The 22175-nt window shown below is 60.8% G+C and carries 16 protein-coding genes and 2 pseudogenes; 10 read left to right on the top strand and 8 right to left on the bottom strand.

What is annotated here, in order from left to right; translation table 11 throughout:
- Positions 1–107: 107 nt before the first annotated feature.
- On the top strand, positions 108–833 hold the full coding sequence (locus tag ACSQ20_RS08895) for a pirin family protein (protein WP_436019055.1): 726 nt from the start codon (positions 108–110) through the stop codon (positions 831–833).
- Between the two features lie 75 nt (positions 834–908).
- Here the strand turns inward: ACSQ20_RS08895 and ACSQ20_RS08890 are convergent, their stop codons facing one another.
- Positions 909–1754: a hypothetical protein gene (locus tag ACSQ20_RS08890; protein ID WP_436019053.1), complete on the bottom strand. Its 846-nt coding sequence runs from the start codon at positions 1752–1754 to the stop codon at positions 909–911.
- Positions 1755–1774: 20 nt separating this feature from the next.
- Positions 1775–2494, bottom strand: coding sequence for a FadR/GntR family transcriptional regulator (locus ACSQ20_RS08885; protein WP_436019051.1), 720 nt, complete (start codon positions 2492–2494; stop codon positions 1775–1777).
- Positions 2495–2683: 189 nt separating this feature from the next.
- Between ACSQ20_RS08885 and ACSQ20_RS08880 the strand changes: the two genes are divergently transcribed.
- Genes ACSQ20_RS08880 through uxuA form a run of 5 tightly spaced genes read left to right on the top strand, consistent with a single transcriptional unit; the run spans position 2684 to position 8873 of the window.
- The gene (locus tag ACSQ20_RS08880; RefSeq protein WP_436019049.1) at positions 2684–3706 is read left to right on the top strand and encodes a zinc-binding alcohol dehydrogenase family protein; all 1023 of its coding nucleotides are present in this window, start codon (positions 2684–2686) and stop codon (positions 3704–3706) included.
- Between the two features lie 15 nt (positions 3707–3721).
- On the top strand, positions 3722–4852 hold the full coding sequence (locus tag ACSQ20_RS08875) for a mannitol dehydrogenase family protein (protein WP_436019047.1): 1131 nt from the start codon (positions 3722–3724) through the stop codon (positions 4850–4852).
- 45 nt (positions 4853–4897) lie between these two features.
- A complete protein-coding gene (locus tag ACSQ20_RS08870; RefSeq protein WP_436019045.1) occupies positions 4898–6184 on the top strand; it encodes an MFS transporter in 1287 nt (428 codons plus the stop codon).
- 50 nt (positions 6185–6234) lie between these two features.
- Positions 6235–7782, top strand: coding sequence for a UxaA family hydrolase (locus ACSQ20_RS08865; RefSeq protein ID WP_436019043.1), 1548 nt, complete (start codon positions 6235–6237; stop codon positions 7780–7782).
- A 47-nt stretch (positions 7783–7829) separates the two neighbouring features.
- The gene (gene uxuA, locus ACSQ20_RS08860) at positions 7830–8873 is read left to right on the top strand and encodes a mannonate dehydratase (protein WP_436019041.1); all 1044 of its coding nucleotides are present in this window, start codon (positions 7830–7832) and stop codon (positions 8871–8873) included.
- Positions 8874–9199: 326 nt separating this feature from the next.
- Here uxuA and ACSQ20_RS08855 read toward each other — a convergent pair whose 3' ends face one another.
- The 3 genes from ACSQ20_RS08855 to ACSQ20_RS08845 are packed head-to-tail and all read right to left on the bottom strand — an operon-like array spanning position 9200 to position 11237.
- The gene (locus ACSQ20_RS08855) at positions 9200–10540 is read right to left on the bottom strand and encodes a hypothetical protein (RefSeq protein ID WP_436019039.1); all 1341 of its coding nucleotides are present in this window, start codon (positions 10538–10540) and stop codon (positions 9200–9202) included.
- Positions 10541–10559: 19 nt separating this feature from the next.
- A complete protein-coding gene (locus ACSQ20_RS08850) occupies positions 10560–10856 on the bottom strand; it encodes a hypothetical protein (protein ID WP_436019037.1) in 297 nt (98 codons plus the stop codon).
- Between the two features lie 24 nt (positions 10857–10880).
- Complete coding sequence (locus ACSQ20_RS08845) at positions 10881–11237, bottom strand: hypothetical protein (RefSeq protein ID WP_436019035.1); 357 nt, start codon at positions 11235–11237, stop codon at positions 10881–10883.
- 602 nt (positions 11238–11839) lie between these two features.
- Here ACSQ20_RS08845 and ACSQ20_RS08840 point away from each other — a divergent pair.
- A pseudogene (locus ACSQ20_RS08840) lies at positions 11840–11980 on the top strand (IS6 family transposase); the annotation flags it as partial.
- Between the two features lie 101 nt (positions 11981–12081).
- Here the strand turns inward: ACSQ20_RS08840 and ACSQ20_RS08835 are convergent.
- Positions 12082–12288 (bottom strand): annotated as a pseudogene (locus ACSQ20_RS08835) (IS3 family transposase); the annotation flags it as partial.
- A 149-nt stretch (positions 12289–12437) separates the two neighbouring features.
- Between ACSQ20_RS08835 and ACSQ20_RS08830 the strand changes: the two are divergent.
- Entirely contained in the window at positions 12438–12947 is a 510-nt protein-coding gene (locus ACSQ20_RS08830) for a hypothetical protein (RefSeq protein WP_436019033.1), read from the top strand.
- Positions 12948–14240: 1293 nt separating this feature from the next.
- Here the strand turns inward: ACSQ20_RS08830 and ltrA (ACSQ20_RS08825) are convergent.
- Positions 14241–15773 carry a group II intron reverse transcriptase/maturase gene (gene ltrA, locus ACSQ20_RS08825; RefSeq protein WP_436019031.1) on the bottom strand — a complete coding sequence of 511 codons (1533 nt, stop codon included), beginning with the start codon at positions 15771–15773 and terminating at the stop codon, positions 14241–14243.
- Positions 15774–16155: 382 nt separating this feature from the next.
- Entirely contained in the window at positions 16156–17688 is a 1533-nt protein-coding gene (gene ltrA / locus ACSQ20_RS08820; protein ID WP_436018321.1) for a group II intron reverse transcriptase/maturase, read from the bottom strand.
- Between the two features lie 393 nt (positions 17689–18081).
- Between ltrA (ACSQ20_RS08820) and ACSQ20_RS08815 the strand changes: the two genes are divergently transcribed.
- Positions 18082–19797 (top strand): VRR-NUC domain-containing protein, encoded by a 1716-nt coding sequence (locus ACSQ20_RS08815; RefSeq protein WP_436019029.1) that lies wholly within the window; start codon positions 18082–18084, stop codon positions 19795–19797.
- Entirely contained in the window at positions 19794–22088 is a 2295-nt protein-coding gene (locus ACSQ20_RS08810; protein ID WP_436019027.1) for a helicase C-terminal domain-containing protein, read from the top strand. The genes ACSQ20_RS08815 and ACSQ20_RS08810 overlap by 4 nt, the downstream gene beginning before the upstream one ends.
- Positions 22089–22175: the final 87 nt, after the last annotated feature.

Raw genomic sequence — 22175 nt, 5'->3', positions numbered from 1 at the left:
TGATTCGCATTCTCCCATGATTTAAGCCGTTTAAGTTGACTTACACTGAGCGAATGGTGAATGGCAGCGAACGGCTCGCGGCCTCAACCCAACAACCGGAGGTCGATATGTTTGAAATCAGACGCGCTGATGAACGAGGTCATGCGGAACACGGCTGGCTCAACTCCCGCCATACGTTTTCGTTTGCGAATTACTACGATCCGAAGCAGATGGGGTTTTCCGACCTGCTCGTCATCAACGACGACCGGGTCATGCCGGGTCGTGGCTTCGGCAAGCATCCGCATCGGGACGTCGAGATTTTTTCGTACGTGCTGGAAGGCGCGCTCGAACACAAGGATTCGATGGGCACGGGTTCGGTCATCACACCCGGCGACGTTCAATTGATGAGCGCGGGTACGGGCGTCGTGCACAGCGAGTTCAACCATTCGAGCAGCGAGACCGTGCATTTTCTGCAGATCTGGCTCGCTACCGAGAAGAGCGGCGCCACACCGCGCTATCAGCAACAGATGTTTTCGCCAGCAGAAAAACGCGGCAAATTGCGGATCATTATGTCGCCGGACGGCGCCGATCAGTCACTGGAATTGCGGCAGGATGCCCGCGTTTATGCGGGGCTATTCGACGGTGACGAGCGCGCGAGCCTCACCCTTGCTGCGGAGCGCTTCGCTTATGTGCATGTCGCGCGCGGCAGCGTGATGGTGAATGGGCACACATTGTCCGAGGGCGATGGCATGCGGGTGCGCGGCGAGCGCAGCCTCGATTTCGCCAACGGCCACGACGCAGAGGTACTCGTGTTCGATTTGCGCAATATCGAGGTGTCGGACTTTTGGTCGTGAAGCCGGCGGGTACCTAGCCTGTAGTCAGTAATCGTGCGAAGCAAGGCTGTGTTCATCAGCCGTGCTTCGCACAAATTAGGCGGCGGGGATCATCGGTTGCTGCTCGACAAGTAGCTCAGGAAAACAAACCCTTACGATGCCCTCCAATGCGGGGACTTGATCTTCGCGATTACCGCACTTTGCAGCCATCGTCATCAGGCGCCCTACCAAACGATCACGCTCATCCGCTCGGTGATTCATCAAGGCTTCCTGTGCGATCCGACGAAAACAATGCAGCTTGTCGTCCTGCGGGATAACCGATAGATCCCATTCGATAATGGCATTTACAAGTTGTCGCCGAACGTTGTCGGTTAATGAAGGGCATTCGCTCAACGCACGCTTTACATTGCTGCTCATAACCTTCGCCGGCTGCATCGTCCACTTTGCAACGATATCCAATAATTCGGCGCATTGCTCGGGCGTTGCCGTGCGCATCACTTGCAACACCGTTGGAAAATCTTCTTCAAAAGACTTCTCGGGATGAGCGCGCCACTTGGCAAGCTGCGCATGCAGCTTGCGATAGTCGATTAGCGAAACCCCTTCGGTTACATTCGACGCTTGAGGGGCAATGCCAATAGCACGCATGCCCCCCTCAAGTCTGGGCAAAGACGCGAGCAGCCCCTCCCTCGCACGTATCGCCATGTCACTCGACGGACGCGTAGCGCCGTCCTCATCAAGCGGTTGCAGTGGAGTAGTCGCGCCAACGCGCGGCATCACGACATTTGCGTCTCCACCAAAAGAAGATACTGACGGCATACCGGCCCCCAAGGCATTAAAACAGGTGCCAAGCATAGCGAGCCGCGCAATTGAATAAAATCGCTGCACGAAGATGCGATTCGCAAACCGAACGCGCGCGCCGTATTCATCGCATTTGCGCTGCATTCCCGCTGTGTCGTATTCGATCAGCTCTGCTTGCGTTGCGCCATCACGCGTTCGAGCGACGCCTTCATATGACGTTGCATTGCCGCCTGCGCTTGCACGCTGTCGTGTGCTTCGAGCGCCTCGAGAATGTCCCTGTGCTCGCGAAGCGCTGCGAGCCACGTGCCCTCGTTTTCGAAGTGGCCGCGCAACTTCGTCGAAAGCGGACTGTGCCGTTCGTCGAATAGCGAACCGACGAGCCGTGTCAGCACCTCGTTGCCGGACATCTGCGCGATCGTCGTATGAAACGCGCGATCGGCGGCGTCGGGCACCTGACCCGCGCGAACCTCCGACTCCATCTTCTCGTAGATTGCACGCAGCGCTTTCAGCGCCCGGGCCTTGGCAAAGGGCGCCACGCTTGCCGCAACGGCGCCTTCAATGACAGAGCGCGCCGACATGATATCGACGAGACTGGCGCCGAGTTCCGCCTCGCGTGGCAGCGCTGCGGCAGCACTATCGGCATCCGTATCCGCAAGCGGGCACACGTAGACACCGGAACCCATCCGAATTTCGACGCGTCCTTCGAGCTCCAATGCGACGAGCGCCTCGCGCACCGAAGGACGCGATACGCCAAGCCGCTCCGCGAGTTCGCGCTCGGGCGGCAGCCTGCCGTTGCGCGCGAAGTCCGGTTGCTCCATCAATGCGCGCAGCTTGTCGGCGATTTGCAGATAAAGACGTCGCGTCTCGGCGGGTTTGGCAGCCACGGGGCGGTTCCTGTTGATGAACGGTCGGCCTGCTGTCGCGGCCGGCGGAGAGCGGCGATTGTAAATCGAGGCCGGATTGTTTCGTAGTCCAATTGAAAATTGGCTTGACCAATTCGTCGTTATTTTATATTTTGATGCCCGGTAAGACCAAAACTCTTTCGCGACTCGTCCTCAGGTACCTGATCATCGATGAAAACAGTCATTTGCGAACAACCGGGCAAGCTTGCCCTGGCCGAGCGCCCGATGCCCGAAGCGGGCCCTGACGACGTCCTCATTCGTATCAAGCGTGTCGGCGTGTGTGGCACCGACCTCCACATCTTCACCGGCAATCAGCCCTTCCTCGCATACCCACGCGTGATGGGTCATGAGCTAGCCGGCATCGTCGAGTCGGCACCTGCCGGTGCACATGTCAAAGCGGGCGATCAGGTCTACGTCATGCCCTATCTGTCATGCGGGCAGTGCGTGGCGTGCCGGGCGAACAAGACCAACTGCTGCGTCAACATTCGCGTGCTCGGCGTGCATGCCGATGGCGGGATGGCCGAGTACCTCGCTGTGCCGCAAGGGTTCGCCTTCAAGGCCGACGGCGTGACGCTCGATCAAGCCGCGATGCTCGAGTTCCTCGCCATTGGTGCACATGCGGCGGCGCGCGCGGAGGTTGCAGCCGGGCAGCGTGTTTTGGTGGTCGGCGCCGGGCCGATCGGCATGGCCGCCGCGATCTTCGCCAAGCTGCGCGGCGGCGTGGTGACGGTACTCGACGGCCGTGCCGACCGGCTCGCGGTTTGCGAGTCCGAATTACACATGGACCATACCGTGCTGCTCGATGCGAGCGAAGCCGAGACGGACAAAGTGCAGCTCGCGCAGCTCACCGATGACGAGTTTTTCGATGTCGTTTTCGACGCCACCGGCAACATCAAAGCAATGGAGCGTGGCCTCGAATTCGTCGCGCACGGCGGCAAGTATGTGCTGATTTCCATTGTGCGAGACAGAATTTCATTTGCCGACCCTGAGTTCCATAAGCGAGAAACGACGCTGCTGGCAAGCCGCAATGCAACGCCGGCCGACTTTGAAACGGTGCTCGAAGCGATGCGCGCCGGCAAGATTCCGACTGCCGCGCTCAACACGCACAGGCTTTCGCTAGCGGAGTTGCCCGTGAGTTTTCCCACCCTGCTCGATCCGCAGGCCGGCGTAATCAAAGCGCTCGTCGATTGTTGAGTGCGCGAAATCGTCATGGGAAATCCGATTCTCCAATTCGGCACGAGCCGGTTTTTGCAGGCTCACGCCGATCTCTTCATTTCCGAGGCGCTGCAAAGCGGGCGGGCACTCGGTCATGTCACCGTCATCCAAACCACGGGCAACCCCGATAGCCGGGCGCGCATCGAAGCGCTGCGCGCGCAACGGCGTTACCCGGTGCGAGTGCGCGGCGTGCAGCGTGAGAAGGTTGTCGATACGACGATCGACAGCACGGCGATCAACGAAGCGCTCGATGCGAACACCGATTGGCCGCTCGTATGCGAGCGCTTCGCACACGATGCGCAAGTGGTGATCTCGAATACAAGCGACAGCGGCTACCTGTCGTTCGCCGACGACACGGCCGAGTTGCTCGCGCCCGGCGCGCGCGTGCCGCGCGGCTTTGCGGCCAAGCTCGTCGTTCTGCTGCACGCGCGGTTCGCAGCGGGCGCCGCGCCATTGACGCTGCTGCCTTGCGAACTCATCACCAACAACGGCGACACACTGCGCGCGCTCGTGAGCGGTATCGCTCGGGAATGGCACAGCGACCCCGCGTTTGTGCGTTATATCGAAGACACTTGTGTCTGGGTCAATTCGCTTGTCGATCGTATCGTGTCCGAGCCGATTCAGCCCGTTGGTGCGATCGCAGAGCCCTACGCGTTGTGGGCTATCGAGCGTCGCGACGGCATGGTGCTGCCCTGTGAGCATGACGCGATGATCGTCACCGACGATCTGATCCAATACGAACGGCTCAAGCTGTTTCTGCTGAATCTTGGTCACACCTATCTGGCCGAACGCTGGCTCGGCGATGGCCGCGCAGCCGACGAGAACACGCTGCACGCGATGCGCGATACGGCATTGCGGGCGGATCTCGAATCGGTCTGGCAACAGGAAGTGCTGCCGGTATTCGATGCGCTCGGTCAGGGCGATACAGCGCGCCGTTATCTGCAGGATGTACGAGAGCGGTTCGAAAATCCGTTTCTCGATCACCGCTTGGCCGATATCGCGCGCAATCACAGTGAAAAGAAGATGCGACGCTTTCAGCCCGTGGTAGAGATGGCCGTGGAGCTAGGCTTGAAGATCGATCAACCGCGGCTTACTACGGCGCTGCGGACGGTGGCATCCGCGTAATGAAATAGTAAGCACTACTAAGTAATAACGAATGGAGACGTGTAAATGAGAAAAATGCGCTGGGTGGTCATCCTCCTATGCTTCCTCGCGATAGCAGTGAACTACATCGATCGCGCCAACCTCGCCGTCGCGGCACCTCAAATCGAAAAGGCACTCGGCATCGGCCCCGCACAAATGGGGCTCATCCTGAGCGGGTTCTTCTGGACCTATGCGCTGATGCAAATTCCGTTCGGCTGGTTCGTCGATCGCGTCGGCGCCCGCATCGCGCTGCCGCTCGCCGTGGGCTGGTGGTCGTTATTTACGGCCGCAACGGCAGGCGTATCGAGCGTGGCAGGCATGTTCGGCTGCCGGCTGTTGCTCGGCGTCGGCGAGGCCGGTGCCTACCCCTCTTGCGCAAAGCTCGTCAGCCAATGGTTCAAGCCAAGCGAACGCGCCCTTGCCACGAGCATCTTCGACAGCGGCTCGCGCGTCGGCTCGGCACTTTCGATTCCGGTTGTCGCGCTGATCATCGGCACACTCGGATGGAAAGCCGCGTTCATCATCACAGGTGCGCTCGGTGCGGTGTGGATCGCCGGTTGGTTCATCATCTATCGCAGCCCCGCACACGGCGACATGACGGGCGAGCACGATGTGATTCCCGACTCGCTCGCCCACTCGGCGGACACGCAAGTAACCTGGGCATCGCTCTTTCGGCATCGCACGCTCTGGGGCATGATGCTCGGCTTTTTCTGCCTGAACTTCGTCATCTACTTCTTCATCACCTGGTTTCCGAGCTACCTCGTGCAAACGCGCGGTTTCTCGCTCAAATCGCTCGGCACACTGGGCATGATCCCCGCGTTGATGGCGATTCCGGGCGGATGGATCGGCGGGCTCGTCTCCGACGCGCTCTATCGCCGCGGTTGGAGTCTCACCGCCGCACGCAAAACCTGCATGGTGGGCGGCATGCTGATGTCGTCGGCCATCACACTCTCGACGTTGACATCCAACGTGTATTGGATGCTGGCTTTTTTCGGCATCTCGTACGGCAGCCTCGCGTTTGCCGCTGCCAGCATCTGGTCGCTGCCTGCCGATGTCGCGCCAACCCCGCGCCACGTAGCATCGATCGGCGGCATTCAAAACTTCGCGTCGAACCTGGCCGGCATCGTCATTACGACGTTTACCGGCTTCATGGTGGCATTGAGTAAGGGCTCGTTCACGATCCCGCTCGTCGTTGCCGGCGGGTTTTGCTTTCTCGGTGCGTTCAGCTATCTCGTGATCGTCGGCAAAATCGAGCCGCTGCCGATCGAGCCGCAACCGCGCAGCGAAACGAATGCCGCGCGTTCGACGATCTGAAATCGGCTTACCTTTCCATTTGCGTCAGCGTTAGCGTTACGAGGCCTCTCATGTCTTCCCTCGATTCTCAGGCACACGCCGTTATCCGCCTGCACCCGAACGACGATGTCGTCATCGCCACGCGCCAGTTGATGTCGGGTGCGCGTCTGGACACCGAAGACCTCGTCGTCTCGGGGCTGATTCCGCCCGGACACAAGATCGCGACGCGTGCGATCGGCAAAGGCGAGCCTGTCAAACGCTATAACCAGATCATCGGGGTGGCGCGCGAAAACATCGCGCGCGGACAACACGTGCATGTACATAACCTCGGCATGGCCGAGTTCGAACGCGAGCATGCTTTCGGCATCGACGTGCACCCGACCACCTACGCCCCTGTGCCGGCGCACTTCATGGGCATCCGGCGCAGCGATGGCCGCGTGGCCACGCGCAATTACATAGGAGTCCTAACGAGCGTGAACTGCTCGGCAACAGCCGCACGCGCGATCGCCGATTATTTCCGGCGTGACGTTCATCCCGACGCGCTGGCCGACTATCCGAATGTGGACGGCGTGGTGGCACTCACGCACGGGCTCGGCTGCGGCATCGACTCACACGGCGAGGGCATCGCGATTTTGCGGCGCACGCTGGCAGGCTACGCTGTGCACCCGAACTTCGCATCGGTGCTGTTTGTGGGGCTCGGCTGCGAGACGAATCAGATCGAAGGCGTGCTGGCGGCCGGCGGCCTCGACGGCAACCAGCCAAAGCTGCGCAGCTTCACGATCCAGGACAGCGGCGGCACACGCAAGACCGTCGAACGCGGCATTGCGATGGTGAAAGACATGCTCGCCGAGGCCAACCGCGTGGAGCGTGTGCCTGTTCCGGCTTCGCACCTCGTGGTCGGGTTGCAATGCGGCGGCTCGGACGGTTACTCGGGCATCTCGGCCAATCCCGCGCTCGGCGCGGCGGTGGACCGGCTCGTGCAGCACGGCGGCACCGCGATTCTGTCGGAAACACCGGAGATCTACGGCGCGGAGCATTTGCTGACACGACGTGCCGTCAGCCGCGAAGTCGGCGAAAAACTGCTCGCTCGCATTGCCTGGTGGCAAGACTACTGCGTGCGCAACGGCGCCGCGCTCGACAACAATCCGTCTGCCGGCAACAAGGCGGGTGGCCTCACCACGATTCTCGAAAAATCGCTCGGCGCCGTGGCGAAAGGCGGCACGACGAACCTCGTCGAGGTGTACGAATACGCGCAGCCTGTCACCGCCAAAGGCTTCGTCTTCATGGACTCGCCAGGCTACGATCCCGTCTCGGCGACGGGGCAAGTCGCTTCGGGCGCGAACCTGATTTGCTTCACCACCGGGCGTGGCTCCGCCTATGGCTGCTCGCCCGCGCCGTCGCTCAAGCTCTCGACCAACACAGCCTTGTGGGAGCGCCAGGAAGACGATATGGACATCGACTGCGGCGGCGTGGTCGACGGCACCGCGACTATCGACGCGCTGGGCGAAGCGATCTTTCGCATGATGCTCGATTGCGCCTCCGGCACGCGTTCGAAGAGCGAGTTGCTCGGCTACGGGCAAAACGAATTCGTGCCGTGGCAAGTCGGCGTGATTGCGTAACGTCATTGCGTCAGGCCCGCATCCGGTATTAAGGACTCCGAACCAACATGAAAATGACGTTTCGCTGGTATGGCGCGGCGGACCCCGTGCCGCTTTCCTACATCCGCCAGATTCCCGGAGTAGGCGGGATCGTTTCAGCAATCTACGACGTGCCCGTCGGCGAGACCTGGCCGATCGAAAAAATCGCAGCGCTCAAAGCAACAGTCGAAGCGCACGGGCTCACACTCGAAGTCATCGAAAGTGTGCCGGTTCACGAAGACATCAAGCTCGGCAAGCCCACACGCGATTCGCTGATCGAGCATTATGGCGAGACCTTACGCCACCTCGCCGCATGCGGCATCAAGGTGGTCTGCTACAACTTCATGCCGGTGTTCGACTGGACCCGCACGTCGCTTGAAATGCGCCTACCCGACGGCTCCACCACGCTCGCCTTCGATGCGCAGGCGATCGACGCGCTCGATATCGAGGAAGGCATTGCGCTGCCGGGCTGGGACACGAGTTATCGGCGCGATGAGCTGAAGTCGCTGTTGGCCGAATATGCCGCGCTCGACGAGGCAGGGTTATGGGCCAACCTCGCGTACTTTTTGCACGCCATCATTCCGGTGGCGAAAGAAGCTGGCATCAAGATGGCGATTCATCCTGACGATCCGCCCCGCCCCATCTTCGGACTGCCGCGCATCGTTAAAAATCGTGACGACCTCGATCGGCTGTTATCGATCGTCGACGATCCAGCAAACGGGCTGACCCTGTGTTCCGGCTCGCTCGGTGCCGACGAGCACAACGACATCCCCGCGCTGGTACGCGAGTTCGGCGGCCGCGGCCGCATTCATTTTGCGCATCTGCGCAATGTGCGCACCAACGCTGCCGGCGACTTCCACGAAACGTCGCATCGCTCCGCCGACGGCTCGCTCGATATGGCGGAAATCGTCAAGGCTTACTTCGAAGTGGGCTTCGAAGGTTACGCGCGGCCCGATCACGGCCGCATGATCTGGGGCGAAACCGGGCGCCCCGGTTATGGACTCTACGATCGCGCGTTGGGTGCTGTCTATTTGAACGGCATTTGGGAGGGATTGCAAAAAAGGGCACGATAGTTCGGAGTCCTAACGACGCTAGCATGCGCCCGCTCTCTGATATGGGGTTCGGGGAGCAACGGAACAGCCAACCAACGTAAGGAATACACCACCCGCCGGGAAGCCCGTGGATAGGTCATCCGTGCGGCCCGACGTGCACAAACGATCCTTTGTGCATTGCCTACGTACAGTCCGCCAACTAAGGCCGGAGCCGTTGCAAAACCCTGTTGCCATGGCGTTTTCGATGGCACAGGGTTTTGCATTCCAACGAAAACCGTCTTATCTCGGTTGGCTGTTCCGTTGATCCCCAGACTCCTATCCCTGCACCAACGCCACAGGGCACGACCTCAAATCTGGGCCATAGGTGCTGACGGGGAACAATCGAGCTTGACCTGATCGCGCTCTCGGGTCGCTTCGTCGAAGAAGCGTTCTAGCTTGCCGACGACGTTTTCGGGGGCGGGCCACTCGTACTCGGTTTCGGCGGTGAACTCCCGTGGGCCGGCTTCGCTGAAGCCCATCTTGGCGAAATCGACAGCTCGGCCTTTGTGCACGGACAGGAAACCCTTGGTATAGGAGTCGACCAGATCGTTGAACGCCAAGGCCACGGGGTGGTCCGCGCGCTGAGCCGCGCATTCTTCGGCGAAGCTCCGCAGCTGCGGTCCGTTTGCGACGCTCTGGATAAAGCATTGGTGGTTGTATTGGGTCTGCTGGAACGCCTTGAGCGACGTCTTGCCCAGCTCCGTGGCAAACGTCTTTCGCCCGAGGAAGGCATCGATCAGGTGAACGCACGGGGTTTGCGGTCCAGAGAGCCCGAGGTGCCCGCCGTAACCCGACGTGTACTTGACGATGTCGCGGTGCCAGACGACTGGATCGACCGTTCGCCGGGAGAGCAACGCGAAGCCTTTGCGTAGTCGCGTGAACGACTCCTTGGCTCTCCCGATTTGGTGCAAGATCTCGACGACCAGCCGGTCCTGCTCCTCGCTCGACGACAGCGCCCGATAGTCATCGATCGCGCGCTGGGTGTTGGCGACGATCTCGACCAGGTCGCTGACGCGGTACTCCATCATCGTGGGTGTGTTGTGGAAGCGGTTCTCGGCTTGGCCGCGGATGCGTGCGGGTTCGAGGTCGTTCCTCGCCTCTTCCTCGTACGTGGGTGCATTGTTGACCGGGCAGATCAACTTGAAGTCGTCGAACGTGCAGTCGAGTAGGTCGGCGTCGTCGTTCACCAGGATGGATGCCGTGAGGCTCATGTCCGCGAGCGCACAGTAGTCCGGGCAACGGCAGAACTCGGCGAAGCGATTCATCGCGCTCTGCACCTGCTCGGGCAGCGGCTCGGGCTCGGGCATCTCCTGGGCGATCACGCGGTCGAAGTCGATGCAAGCCTGCGCGATGCAGAAGACGATGCTCTTGGTCTTCATGAAGGCCAGCGGGTCATCGCCGCACTCTGCATGAATGGCGTCGACGTTCAGCGGCTCCGCCTCGTGAACGCACAGATCGCGGACCCGCTTCTGAATGAAATGCCCTGGCAGTTCCTGCCAAAGGCTCAGCCACGAATCTGGCAAGACGACGCGGGCTTCGCGCATGGCTCTCGGGTCGAACATGAACCCGTACTCGCGGGAAACCGGGCCGAGCCGCGGATCCATGCCGTGCGCCAACCACTCCCAGGAAGTTTTCTGCGTGTCGTGCATGAACCCATCTCCTGACTGATCAATTGGTCACTGCCAAATGTTCGATAAGAACGCCTGAATACACCCGAGGAGCAGGAAGTTTCCGATAAACTTCCCGAGGTAGCGCAGGATCGACGTCCACGTGAAAGGCACCGAGCAGCTTCGAAAGATTGGCATCCGGTATTCTGCCGAGCAACAAGCAGCCGATACCGGCACCCAGCACGACGCCCGCGGCATAAGCGGACAACAATCGGGTTTCTATCCCGATCGCTGCCATGAACACCGAGGTTGCAAAGCTCGCTCCGGAAAGAACGATGGGAGAAGTATCGGGAGACACGAGCACCACCTTAGGAGTCAATGATCAAATATTAGCCAGACTGACTCGCGAGATGATTTCACGCAGGGCGCCATGGTGCGTATGCGGCAACGCCTCCGCTTCGCTGCCCGGTCGCGCGCGCATCGCCGCCGCATTGAGCTCGCTCGCGCGCGCGAGTTCGTCGAGCACACGCACAAACCATTTGAGCGAAGTCAGATGGTCGTGGCAGTGATCGCGCAGTGTCGTCGACTTCGCCGGCATCAGCAACCGCCAACGCGACATCATGCGCGGCCCGCTATGCCCCACCATGTGCGCGAGCGCCGGACGAAGCTCGCCATATCGGGCGTTTGCCGTTCCGATCGTGACGAAGAGCACCATCGCAACGAGCCGATAGTTGACCATTAGGACTCCTGTCTTTTTGTCGGCGACCGCCACGCGAGAGCCCGACCCGGGCCAGCGGCTTCGAAAGGACGTCGCGCACGTTTTGCGCATCGAGCCCATAAACCCTCGAGCCGGGCTCGCATCCAACGAGCTGCGGGCTGCTGGCATGCTCGCACAACATCTTGTCGGTCCCGACCCAGCGAATCGGTCGCAACTGCATCGCAAGGTCGAGCAATCTCGCCGCAGACGTACGCCAAAACGAAAACATTGTCAGTGTGTTCATGAGTGCGCCCTTCGATTGCCTGGAAGCATGCGCCGCACCACGGCCATCGCCGTAGACGATGGGCAGAAAAGCCCATGCGCTCATGCGCCTAATCGATAGGCTAGACACTGCGGCAACACTGCGTGGCATAGCGTTTCTGAGTGAACAAACGAGAAAGCACGCGATCCTACGATCTCGCGCGCAGGCGCACCGCGCTTGGGCACCGGTGCGCGTGATAAATCATGGCGGCACACCTTGCGTCGGCGGCACGGCTACTACGAAACCGCACAACGGCGAGCTTCACACGGCCCTCTACGGTAGCGCCCGAGATCGCCGCGCACAGCCGCGCAGCCCGCGCGCGGACTTGATGTCCGAACGAGGGATCGAGGTGGATCACTCGAGCGTTCACCGGTGGGTGATCAAGCTCGTGCCGTTGTTCGAAAAGGCGTTTCGCAAATGCAAACGCCCGGTGGGTAAGAGCTGGCGCAGGGACGAGACCTACGGTACGCCCAGCCAACGTAGCCCGCCCGCATGGGGGTGAAGTTGCTTGAGCATGTTTGGAATGACCTTGCCCCTGTTTCGCGAATCCCATAGCTGAGAGATTTATGCGGCTCGCCTCTGTTGGGCGGCAAACCAGTTTTTCTCGAACGTCATGGGGCTGACGTAGTCGAGCGTCGAGTGTAGCCGGCGCGAATTGTAAAAGCCAAGCCAGTCCACGATTTCATCCATTGCCGCACGCCGGGTCGCAAAGTGCCGGCCATGCAGGCGTGCAACTTTCAACGAACCCCACAGGCTTTCGGTCGGTGCATTGACGCTCCTATGTCAAGCGACACGCGTCGAATCGGCCAGATCAGCCAGAATGGGGTAGTGACCACATAGCCGTCATATGTGCCATGTGGCTCGCGTTCCTCGATCAATAGGTTTCTTGATGTCCAGGAAACTTCCTATCGAAATTCGGAATGTGGTCTATTGATCGGGTTTTCGGCCACGGGGCAACGCTCTCACTGGACCTAGCCCTATCGAGAGCGGAACCAGTTGAAAGCCTTGCCGGTAAAGGGTTTCAACTCACAGATGGCATATTTGGCGGCTATGTGGTCACCACCCCTATCCGTGAGCGCGATCAAGAGCCCATGTCATGGGATACCGCGCGCCAGGTTCTGGAGAACCGACTGCAGTTCTACCGGCTGGCGATCTCAAACCTGAAGCACGACCCGCGCTACATTGGGCCTCGATATCCGGACACGCCCGAGGAAAAGGCCTACGTGAAAACGGTAACGGAAACACGGGTCCGCGCGAAGCACCCGGAGTTGGCCAAGCAGATCGACGGCGCACGGCAGATCGTGAGATGGCACAACGAGATGGAGGAGCATCGGCGCCATGCAGAGTACGTGCTACAGGAGCAAAAACGCTCAATCGAGCGCGAACAGCAGCGTTCGATTGAGCGTCCCTACCCCGGCCCTAGCCATTAGATGAATTTCCCTGCGGGGAGAAACGCATTCCAACATAATGCGAAGCCTTGTCCAGCAAGGACTTTCAGGCATTTTTCTGCACCGCGATTCAGCGATAACCATAAGAGCTTCCGTGCGCGCACGGTACCAGCACGTTGAACCACTTCGGGGTTCAACGTGCTGGTTCGTGTGTGGCGGGGCGGGCCTGGCGAAGGCGCGTTAAATTGGGCTTTTAATTGAAGTCAACTCCTGTTCATGGACCGGGTTCCACTGATCCTGCCGATTATTCGCCAACGGGAGAACCTAATGCGGCAGCTTCGTCCTCGGACACGGGCCGTCCTACACGAAGTCCGACGTCTGGATCGCTTGACGGGCTGCCGTCCATGTCGGCTACGCCTGGGGTGGCCCGATCTAGGCAGCAGTCTCCAGGGTCTCTTGCAGACCCCGCAATTGGGCGCCGTCTGCTCGCCGAGGTTGGCGGCGGCGCAGCGGCGCATCGGCGCAGCAGCTCATCGACCAGCATGGCATTACCACCCCGACGTGATCCGAAGCCTTCAAGCCGTGGAGCAGTACCGGCTGCGTTGATCGATTCTGACCCAATAGAGGTTTCTCCCCGCAGGCCTGCGGGGAGAAACCTGTAATCGCGCCGAACCGAAGATAAATCGGTGGTCAAACGAATCGTTCGTGGCCGCGTCGTAGCCGGTCGAGCATGACCAGGTTGAGCAGGCGCAGCGCGCTCAACCTCCCCGTCAATATCGCCATCGCGCAAATCGGCGACCCACGCTTGTTGAGGAACTCACCGGAGTATCGCGATCGCTCGAAGCTCAGGCGACGGGCCTCGATGGCGCGGTTTCGGTCTTCAAGCTGGCCGATTCGTGCTTGCCGATTAGTTCGGGCGGGGCGTCCGCCATGGTGCCAACTGTTTTTTTGCTGCGGCCGAACGCGCCGCTGCGCCCCATGTGCCCGGCGCCTAGCCCGCGCGCTTGCCAGCGCGTGCGCGCGAGACGGTTTTCTTCTCACGCATGGCAGTTCTCGGAGTCTGGGGATCAACGGAACAGCCAACCGAGATAAGACGGTTTTCGTTGGAATGCAAAACCCTGTGCCATCGAAAATGCCATGGCAACAGGGTTTTGCAACGGCTCCGGCCTTAGTTGGCGGACTGTACGTAGGCAATGCACAAAGGATCGTTTGTGCACGTCGGGCCGCACGGATGACCTATCCACGGGCTTCCCGGCGGGTGGTGTATTCCTTACGTCGGTTGGCTGTTCCGTTGCTCCCCGAACCCCGATATCATCGTCGCGGTAGGAATGTCCATTACTGGACACCCCCCGCACAGATCCCGGCGTGCGCGATTCGCGCACCGGGCTCCGGCCTCGGGTAGTTGGCGTCAAACCGCACGACCGGCCAGGGGTGAAGGATGCGAGCCTTGGGTATCCACTGCTTCGCAAGCCGTTGCATCTTCGCCCACGTGGTGTCGTCCTTCTGACTGCGGCGCCGTAGCGCCAACCTCCAGAGGTCAATCACGCGTGCGCGCAAGGCCCGCAGCGCAGCGAAGTTGGTCGGCACCGCGTGGTAGTTGAAGTACCCTTGGACCACGCGGCGTAACCAGTCCCCTTGCTCGGGAATCGACTGGTGCCATCTGTGCCGCAACTCATCCTTGATCCCCTTCAGCGCCGTGCGGAGTCGGTCGCTCCGCGTTTTGCGCATGAGCATGAACCTGCCGTCTCTAGCACGGCCGCTGATGTGGGTGAATCCGAGGAAGTTGAACGTCTCGGGTTTGCCCAGCCCTCGGCCGGCTCGGTTGCGGGCCGCAAAGCGCCCGAACTCGATCAGCCGGGTTTTCTCCGGGTGCACCGACAGCCCAAACTGCTCCAGTCGCTGTTGCATGGCCCGCCTGAACCGCTTCGCATCATGTGGTTTATCGAAACCAATCACGACGTCGTCGGCGTATCGGACGATCACGACGTTACCCTCGGCATGGCGCTTACGCCATTGATTTGCCCAGAGGTCGAAGACGTAGTGCAGGTAGATATTCGCCAGCAGCGGCGAGATGACAGACCCTTGCGGTGTCCCCTCGTCGGTGGGCTCGATCACCCCGTCTTCCATCGCTCCCGCCTTCAGCCATTTGCGGATCAGTCGAATCACGCGCTGGTCGCCTATGCGGTGCTCAACGAATCGGGTCAGCCAGTCGTGGTTGACCGTATCGAAGAACCTGCTGATGTCGGCGTCCAGTATCCAGCTCACGCTCGTGCGAGCGATTCCCGTTGCGAGTGCATCCAACGCATCGTGCTGGCTGCGTCGCGGACGAAAACCGTATGAGAAGCCCAGGAAGTCCGTCTCGTAGATCGCATTGAGGACCGCCACCAGCGCGCGCTGGACGATTTTGTCTTCCAGTGCGGCAATGCCCAGCGGTCGCTGTTTTCCATCCGCTTTCGGTATGTACCGCCTGCGACTGGGCAGCGCCCGATAAGCCTGCCGGTGGAGTCGGCCATGCAGGTCTTCGAGATTTCGATCCAGATCTAGCTCATAGTCGTGCCACGTCACGCCATCAACCCCGGCTGCCGCCTTCCGTTTCAGCCAGAAGAACGCCGTCGCCAGTAGGTCGAAGTCGATCAGGTGGAACAACGCCGTGAACCTCTCCTTCTTCCTTTGCCTTGCGGCTTGTCGCACACGGTCCAGCCTCTGGGACACGCTTATCCGGCTCTGCGTCCGGCGCATGCGCGACCAGCCCGTGTTCCCCTTGGCCCCGCCCCTTCGCTCCGCCGGCTCCGCGTCTGGTTGCCCGGATTTGTTCGCCAGCTTCTTCGCTACTATGGGCGAGTCCGACTTCTCCCATTCGTTCGTCATCGGCTTTGGCTCCTCACCTTCCCGATGCGGACCGCTCGACGACACCTCCGTCCGCGGCCAAATAGGAGATCTCCCGGTTCCCGCATAGAGATCGTACTGACATGCCAGGGTCTAAGACCGCGCCGAGTCCGCATGGCGCTTGCGATGGCGCGCCCCGCGGTATTGCCTTCCGCATACAGTAGTACGTCAGCACTCGGGAATGTATCCATTTCGTGGCTCGATGGCTGGCCTATCAGCACCCCTGTCAACGCTTCGCAGCCCGCCTCGCGGCTGACCACGCATGACTCGGGGACATCGTGAATCGCTAGTTCTTGCAATGTCGGGGACTTTCACCCCTTGATCTCTACCGGTCTCCCGGCGCACGTCGCGGTAGGAATGTCCATTACTGGACACCCCCCGCACAGATCCCGGCGTGCGCGATTCGCGCACCGGGCTCCTGCCTCGGGTAGTTGGCGTCAAACCGCACGACCGGCCAGGGGTGAAGGATGCGAGCCTTGGGTATCCACTGCTTCGCAAGCCGTTGCATCTTCGCCCACGTGGTGTCGTCCTTCTGACTGCGGCGCCGTAGCGCCAACCTCCAGAGGTCAATCACGCGTGCGCGCAAGGCCCGCAGCGCAGCGAAGTTGGTCGGCACCGCGTGGTAGTTGAAGTACCCTTGGACCACGCGGCGTAACCAGTCCCCTTGCTCGGGAATCGACTGGTGCCATCTGTGCCGCAACTCATCCTTGATCCCCTTCAGCGCCGTGCGGAGTCGGTCGCTCCGCGTTTTGCGCATGAGCATGAACCTGCCGTCTCTAGCACGGCCGCTGATGTGGGTGAATCCGAGGAAGTTGAACGTCTCGGGTTTGCCCAGCCCTCGGCCGGCTCGGTTGCGGGCCGCAAAGCGCCCGAACTCGATCAGCCGGGTTTTCTCCGGGTGCACCGACAGCCCAAACTGCTCCAGTCGCTGTTGCATGGCCCGCCTGAACCGCTTCGCATCATGTGGTTTATCGAAACCAATCACGACGTCGTCGGCGTATCGGACGATCACGACGTTACCCTCGGCATGGCGCTTACGCCATTGATTTGCCCAGAGGTCGAAGACGTAGTGCAGGTAGATATTCGCCAGCAGCGGCGAGATGACAGACCCTTGCGGTGTCCCCTCGTCGGTGGGCTCGATCACCCCGTCTTCCATCGCTCCCGCCTTCAGCCATTTGCGGATCAGTCGAATCACGCGCTGGTCGCCTATGCGGTGCTCAACGAATCGGGTCAGCCAGTCGTGGTTGACCGTATCGAAGAACCTGCTGATGTCGGCGTCCAGTATCCAGCTCACGCTCGTGCGAGCGATTCCCGTTGCGAGTGCATCCAACGCATCGTGCTGGCTGCGTCGCGGACGAAAACCGTATGAGAAGCCCAGGAAGTCCGTCTCGTAGATCGCATTGAGGACCGCCACCAGCGCGCGCTGGACGATTTTGTCTTCCAGTGCGGCAATGCCCAGCGGTCGCTGTTTTCCATCCGCTTTCGGTATGTACCGCCTGCGACTGGGCAGCGCCCGATAAGCCTGCCGGTGGAGTCGGCCATGCAGGTCTTCGAGATTTCGATCCAGATCTAGCTCATAGTCGTGCCACGTCACGCCATCAACCCCGGCTGCCGCCTTCCGTTTCAGCCAGAAGAACGCCGTCGCCAGTAGGTCGAAGTCGATCAGGTGGAACAACGCCGTGAACCTCTCCTTCTTCCTTTGCCTTGCGGCTTGTCGCACACGGTCCAGCCTCTGGGACACGCTTATCCGGCTCTGCGTCCGGCGCATGCGCGACCAGCCCGTGTTCCCCTTGGCCCCGCCCCTTCGCTCCGCCGGCTCCGCGTCTGGTTGCCCGGATTTGTTCGCCAGCTTCTTCGCTACTATGGGCGAGTCCGACTTCTCCCATTCGTTCGTCATCGGCTTTGGCTCCTCACCTTCCCGATGCGGACCGCTCGACGACACCTCCGTCCGCGGCCAAATAGGAGATCTCCCGGTTCCCGCATAGAGATCGTACTGACATGCCAGGGTCTAAGACCGCGCCGAGTCCGCATGGCGCTTGCGATGGCGCGCCCCGCGGTATTGCCTTCCGCATACAGTAGTACGTCAGCACTCGGGAATGTATCCATTTCGTGGCTCGATGGCTGGCCTATCAGCACCCCTGTCAACGCTTCGCAGCCCGCCTCGCGGCTGACCACGCATGACTCGGGGACATCGTGAATCGCTAGTTCTTGCAATGTCGGGGACTTTCACCCCTTGATCTCTACCGGTCTCCCGGCGCACACTGTACAAATATACAGCTAATGAACGTCCGTGCCGAACGCCATTTCTTCTCCCAACGCCCCCTACTACCTGCTGAATTTCGAGCGCGCGCTCGCGTGGATATCCGAACGCTACAACGATCTTTTCGATGCGCTCGAGCGCGCGTTTCTGATCGAATTCGGCCGTCTGCCGCTAGTGTCACGCGCGCTGCTCGTGCGTATGCTGATGCGCAAGGGCCCGCATTTTCGCGCGAGCAAACTGCGCTACGACGAAATCGGTTGCCCGTTGCAAGCTGCGGCGCCTTTGGTGTCGCTAGGCTGGGTGAACGCGGACACTGCCTTGACGATCGAAGAGTTGTTTCCGCTTGTGACGCGCGCCGAACTGTCAACCCTATTTGGCGACGCCGCGGTACGCAAGCATTGCCGTAAGCCGGAACTGCTCGATGTGCTGCGCGCAACGTATGGGACGGAGGCGCGTCCATATCGGGGCTGGAACACCACAGCCGCAACGCCCGAACGCGTACTGCAAGTGACGATCGCGCCGCTTTGCGACCGACTGCGGCTGATGTTTTTCGGCAATCTGCAGCAGGACTGGTCGGAGTTCGTGTTGGCCGATCTTGGTTTGTTGCGCTACGAGACGGTCGCATTTTCGCAATCGGCCCGCGCGTTTCAGCGGCGCGCGGATATCGATGCCTATCTTTCGCTGCAAGCGTGTCGTGAAGCATTTGATGCATTGATTGCAGGCGATGTGCTCGATGAATCGGCGTTCCTGCGCACACTTTCCGAAGCCGCCGTTACGATTCGCATCGAGAATGCATGGATCGAGATGCGTCGTGCGAAGCTGCTCTATCGCATCGGTTATCGTGCCGAACAACAGCAGGATTGGGACCTCGCACTCGAGATCTACGCGCAGTGCCGATGGCCCGAGGCGCGCTATCGACGCATACGTGTGCTTGAGCGCGGCGGCCGCTACGGTGAGGCATTCACGCTGGGCTTGCAAGTGGGCGGCGAACCGGCAAGCGAGGCCGAGCATCAGCGCGTCATGCGTATGTTGTCCCGGCTCGCGCGGCGGCTCGGCGAGCCAATCGCACGCCGTCCGCCATCGCCAGCGATCGAGCGTGCCGCACTCGTGCTTGCCCGGCCGGCCGAGCCTACGTCGGTCGAACATGTCGTCCGCGCACATCTGCATACGCCACATGCACCGGCGTATTACGTCGAAAATGCGTTGATCAATTCGCTGTTCGGCTTGCTGTGTTGGGACGCAGTGTTTGAGCCGGTGCAAGGTGCCTTCTTTCATCCGTTTCAGCGCGGCCCTGCCGATCTACACGCGCCCGACTTCCACACGCGACGAGCCGAACCTTTCGAACGCTGTCTGGCGCAACTCGATACGGGCGCTTATCGCGACACGATCATTCACCACCTGCACGAGAAGGCCGGCATGCAGTCGCCCTTCGTTTTCTGGGGTGTGTTGAACGACGAGCTCGTTACACTCGCGCTAGCGTGTCTGCCCGCCGCACACCTGAAGCTCTGGTTCATTCGCTTGCTCGACGACATCCGATCGAACCGATCGGGGCTCCCCGATCTGATCCGGTTCTGGCCCGATGAGCGCCGCTATGAACTGATCGAAGTGAAGGGCCCGGGCGACCGGCTGCAGGACAATCAAATTCGTTGGCTCTCTTACTGCGCGCAGCATGGCATGCCGACGCGGGTAGTCGATGTGCGATGGGCTGACGACGCAGCAGATGCGTTGACGGGAGCGAGCGCATGAGCTACGTCGTCGCGGTGCGCGCGCTGTGCGAGTTCACGGCGAAACGTGGCGATCTCGATTTGCGCTTCACGCCTGCACCGAGCGCGCTTGAAGGCATCGCCGGGCACGCGACTGTGGCAGCCCGGCGCGGCGCCGGCCGCGAAGCCGAGATTGCACTCACCGGCACCTATGGCGAGCTTACCGTGCGCGGGCGTGCCGACGGCTACGACGCGACGCAAAACCGCCTCGAAGAAGTGAAGACCTATCGCGGCGAACTCGATGCGATGCCCGACAATCATCGCGCGTTGCATTGGGCGCAGGCATTCATCTACGGGCATTTGCTTTGTCAAACGCGACTGCTCGAACGGATTTGCGTTGCGCTCGTGTATTTCGATGTGGCAAGCCATCACGAAACGGTGATCGAAAAAACGTGCGACGCGGTATGGCTCGAATCGTTTTTTACTCAGCAGTGCGACCGATTCATCGACTGGTCGCGACAAGAGCAAGCGCACCGCGATGCGCGCACAGTGGCGTTGCGTGCACTGGCGTTTGCTCATCCGACCTATCGCAGCGGTCAGCGCGAGTTGGCGGTCGCAGTGTATCGAGCCGCACGCGACGGGCGAGCGCTTTTGGCACAGGCGCCAACCGGCATCGGCAAAACGCTCGCGACGATTTTCCCGGCACTCAAAGCGTGCGGCGAACAACATGTCGAGCGCATCTTTTTTCTGACGGCGAAAACGCCCGGCCGCGCGTTGGCGTTGGAGGCCATTCAAACACTGCATGAGCGTGGAGGCGGATTGCCGCTGCGCACGCTCGAACTCGTAGCACGCGACAAGGCATGCGAGCATCCGGCACTCGCCTGCCACGGCGATTCGTGCCCGCTTGCACGCGGCTTTTACGACCGACTGGCCGCGGCGCGCGGCGCGGCGCTGAATGAGCGACAACTCGATCGCCCCACCGTGCGCAACATCGCCCTCGCCCACGATGTCTGCCCGTATTACCTCGCTCAAGAATTGGCGCGATGGAGTGACGTGGTCGTTTGCGACTACAACTATTACTACGATGGCAGCGCGTTGCTCTACGCGTTGACGCGGGCCAATCAATGGCGCGTGGCGGTGCTTGTCGACGAGGCGCACAACCTGCTCGATCGCGGCCGCAAAATGTATACGGCAGCGCTCGATCTGCCTGCCTTGCGGCGAGCACTGACGACGGCGCCGGACACACTCAGAAAACCGTTGCAACGTCTACAACGTGTATGGAGTGCGCTGACGCGTGATCAAGCGCAACGCTATCAAGTGCATGAACGAATCGAACCGCGGTTACTTGCTGCTGCACAGAATGTGACGAGCGCCGTCACTGATCGGCTCGCGGAGGATCCATCCGCGATCGACGAACCGTTGCTGCGCTTTTTTTTCGATACGCTGCAATTCGTTACGTTGGCAGAGCAATTCGGCGATCACTCGATCTTCGATGTAACGCTTGGGGCGCATGAGGACGTGCACCCGCAGCGCTCGAAGCCGATATCCACGCTATGCATACGTAATGTCATTCCTGGTGCGTTCCTCGCACAACGACATGCGGCAGCCCATACGACCGTCATGTTTTCCGGCACGCTGAGCCCGGCGCACTTTTATCGGGACACGCTGGGCCTGCCCGCATCGACGGACCATATCGAAGTGGACGGTCCATTCCGGCCAGAGCAATTGAGCGTGCATGTGGCCGCTCATGTATCGACGCGCTGGCGCGATCGCGAGCGTTCGCTTGCGCCGATCGCCGAACTCATTGCGGCGCAGTATGCGGCGACCCCCGGCAATTACTTAGCATTCCTTAGCAGTTTCGATTATCTCGAGCGTGTCGCGGCGCTGCTTGGCGAGCGCTACCCCGAACTGCCGATCTGGACGCAGGCGCCACGCATGGACGAAGCGCAACGCGCAGCCTTTATCGCTCGCTTTCGCGGTGCGAGCCGTGGCGTCGGGCTCGCCGTGTTGGGCGGCGCATTTTCCGAAGGCGTTGACCTCGTCGGCGAGCAATTGATCGGAGCGTTCGTCGCCACGCTCGGTCTGCCGCAACTCAACGACGTCAACGAACAGATGCGGCGTGCGATGGAAGCGAAGTTCGGCAATGGGTATGACTATGTCTACCTTTATCCCGGGCTGCAAAAAGTCATACAGGCGGCAGGCCGCGTGGTGCGCACCGAGCGGGATGTCGGCGTGCTGCATTTGATCGACGACCGTTATCGTCGGCCGGAAGTTCGGCGTTTGCTGCCGGCGTGGTGGGGGGTAACTGGGGTCGAGTCTCGGATGCGCGGATGAATGGCGAGTATTCGGAAAGCATCACGGTCGAACGGTAACAAGCGGCGAATTGGTCCTATTTTGTAGCGAGCTAACCGACAGCATTTG

The sequence above is a fragment of the Trinickia sp. LjRoot230 genome, assembly GCF_964253315.1.
Classification (GTDB): domain Bacteria; phylum Pseudomonadota; class Gammaproteobacteria; order Burkholderiales; family Burkholderiaceae; genus Trinickia.
This window is presented reverse-complemented; position numbering and strand designations above follow the sequence as displayed.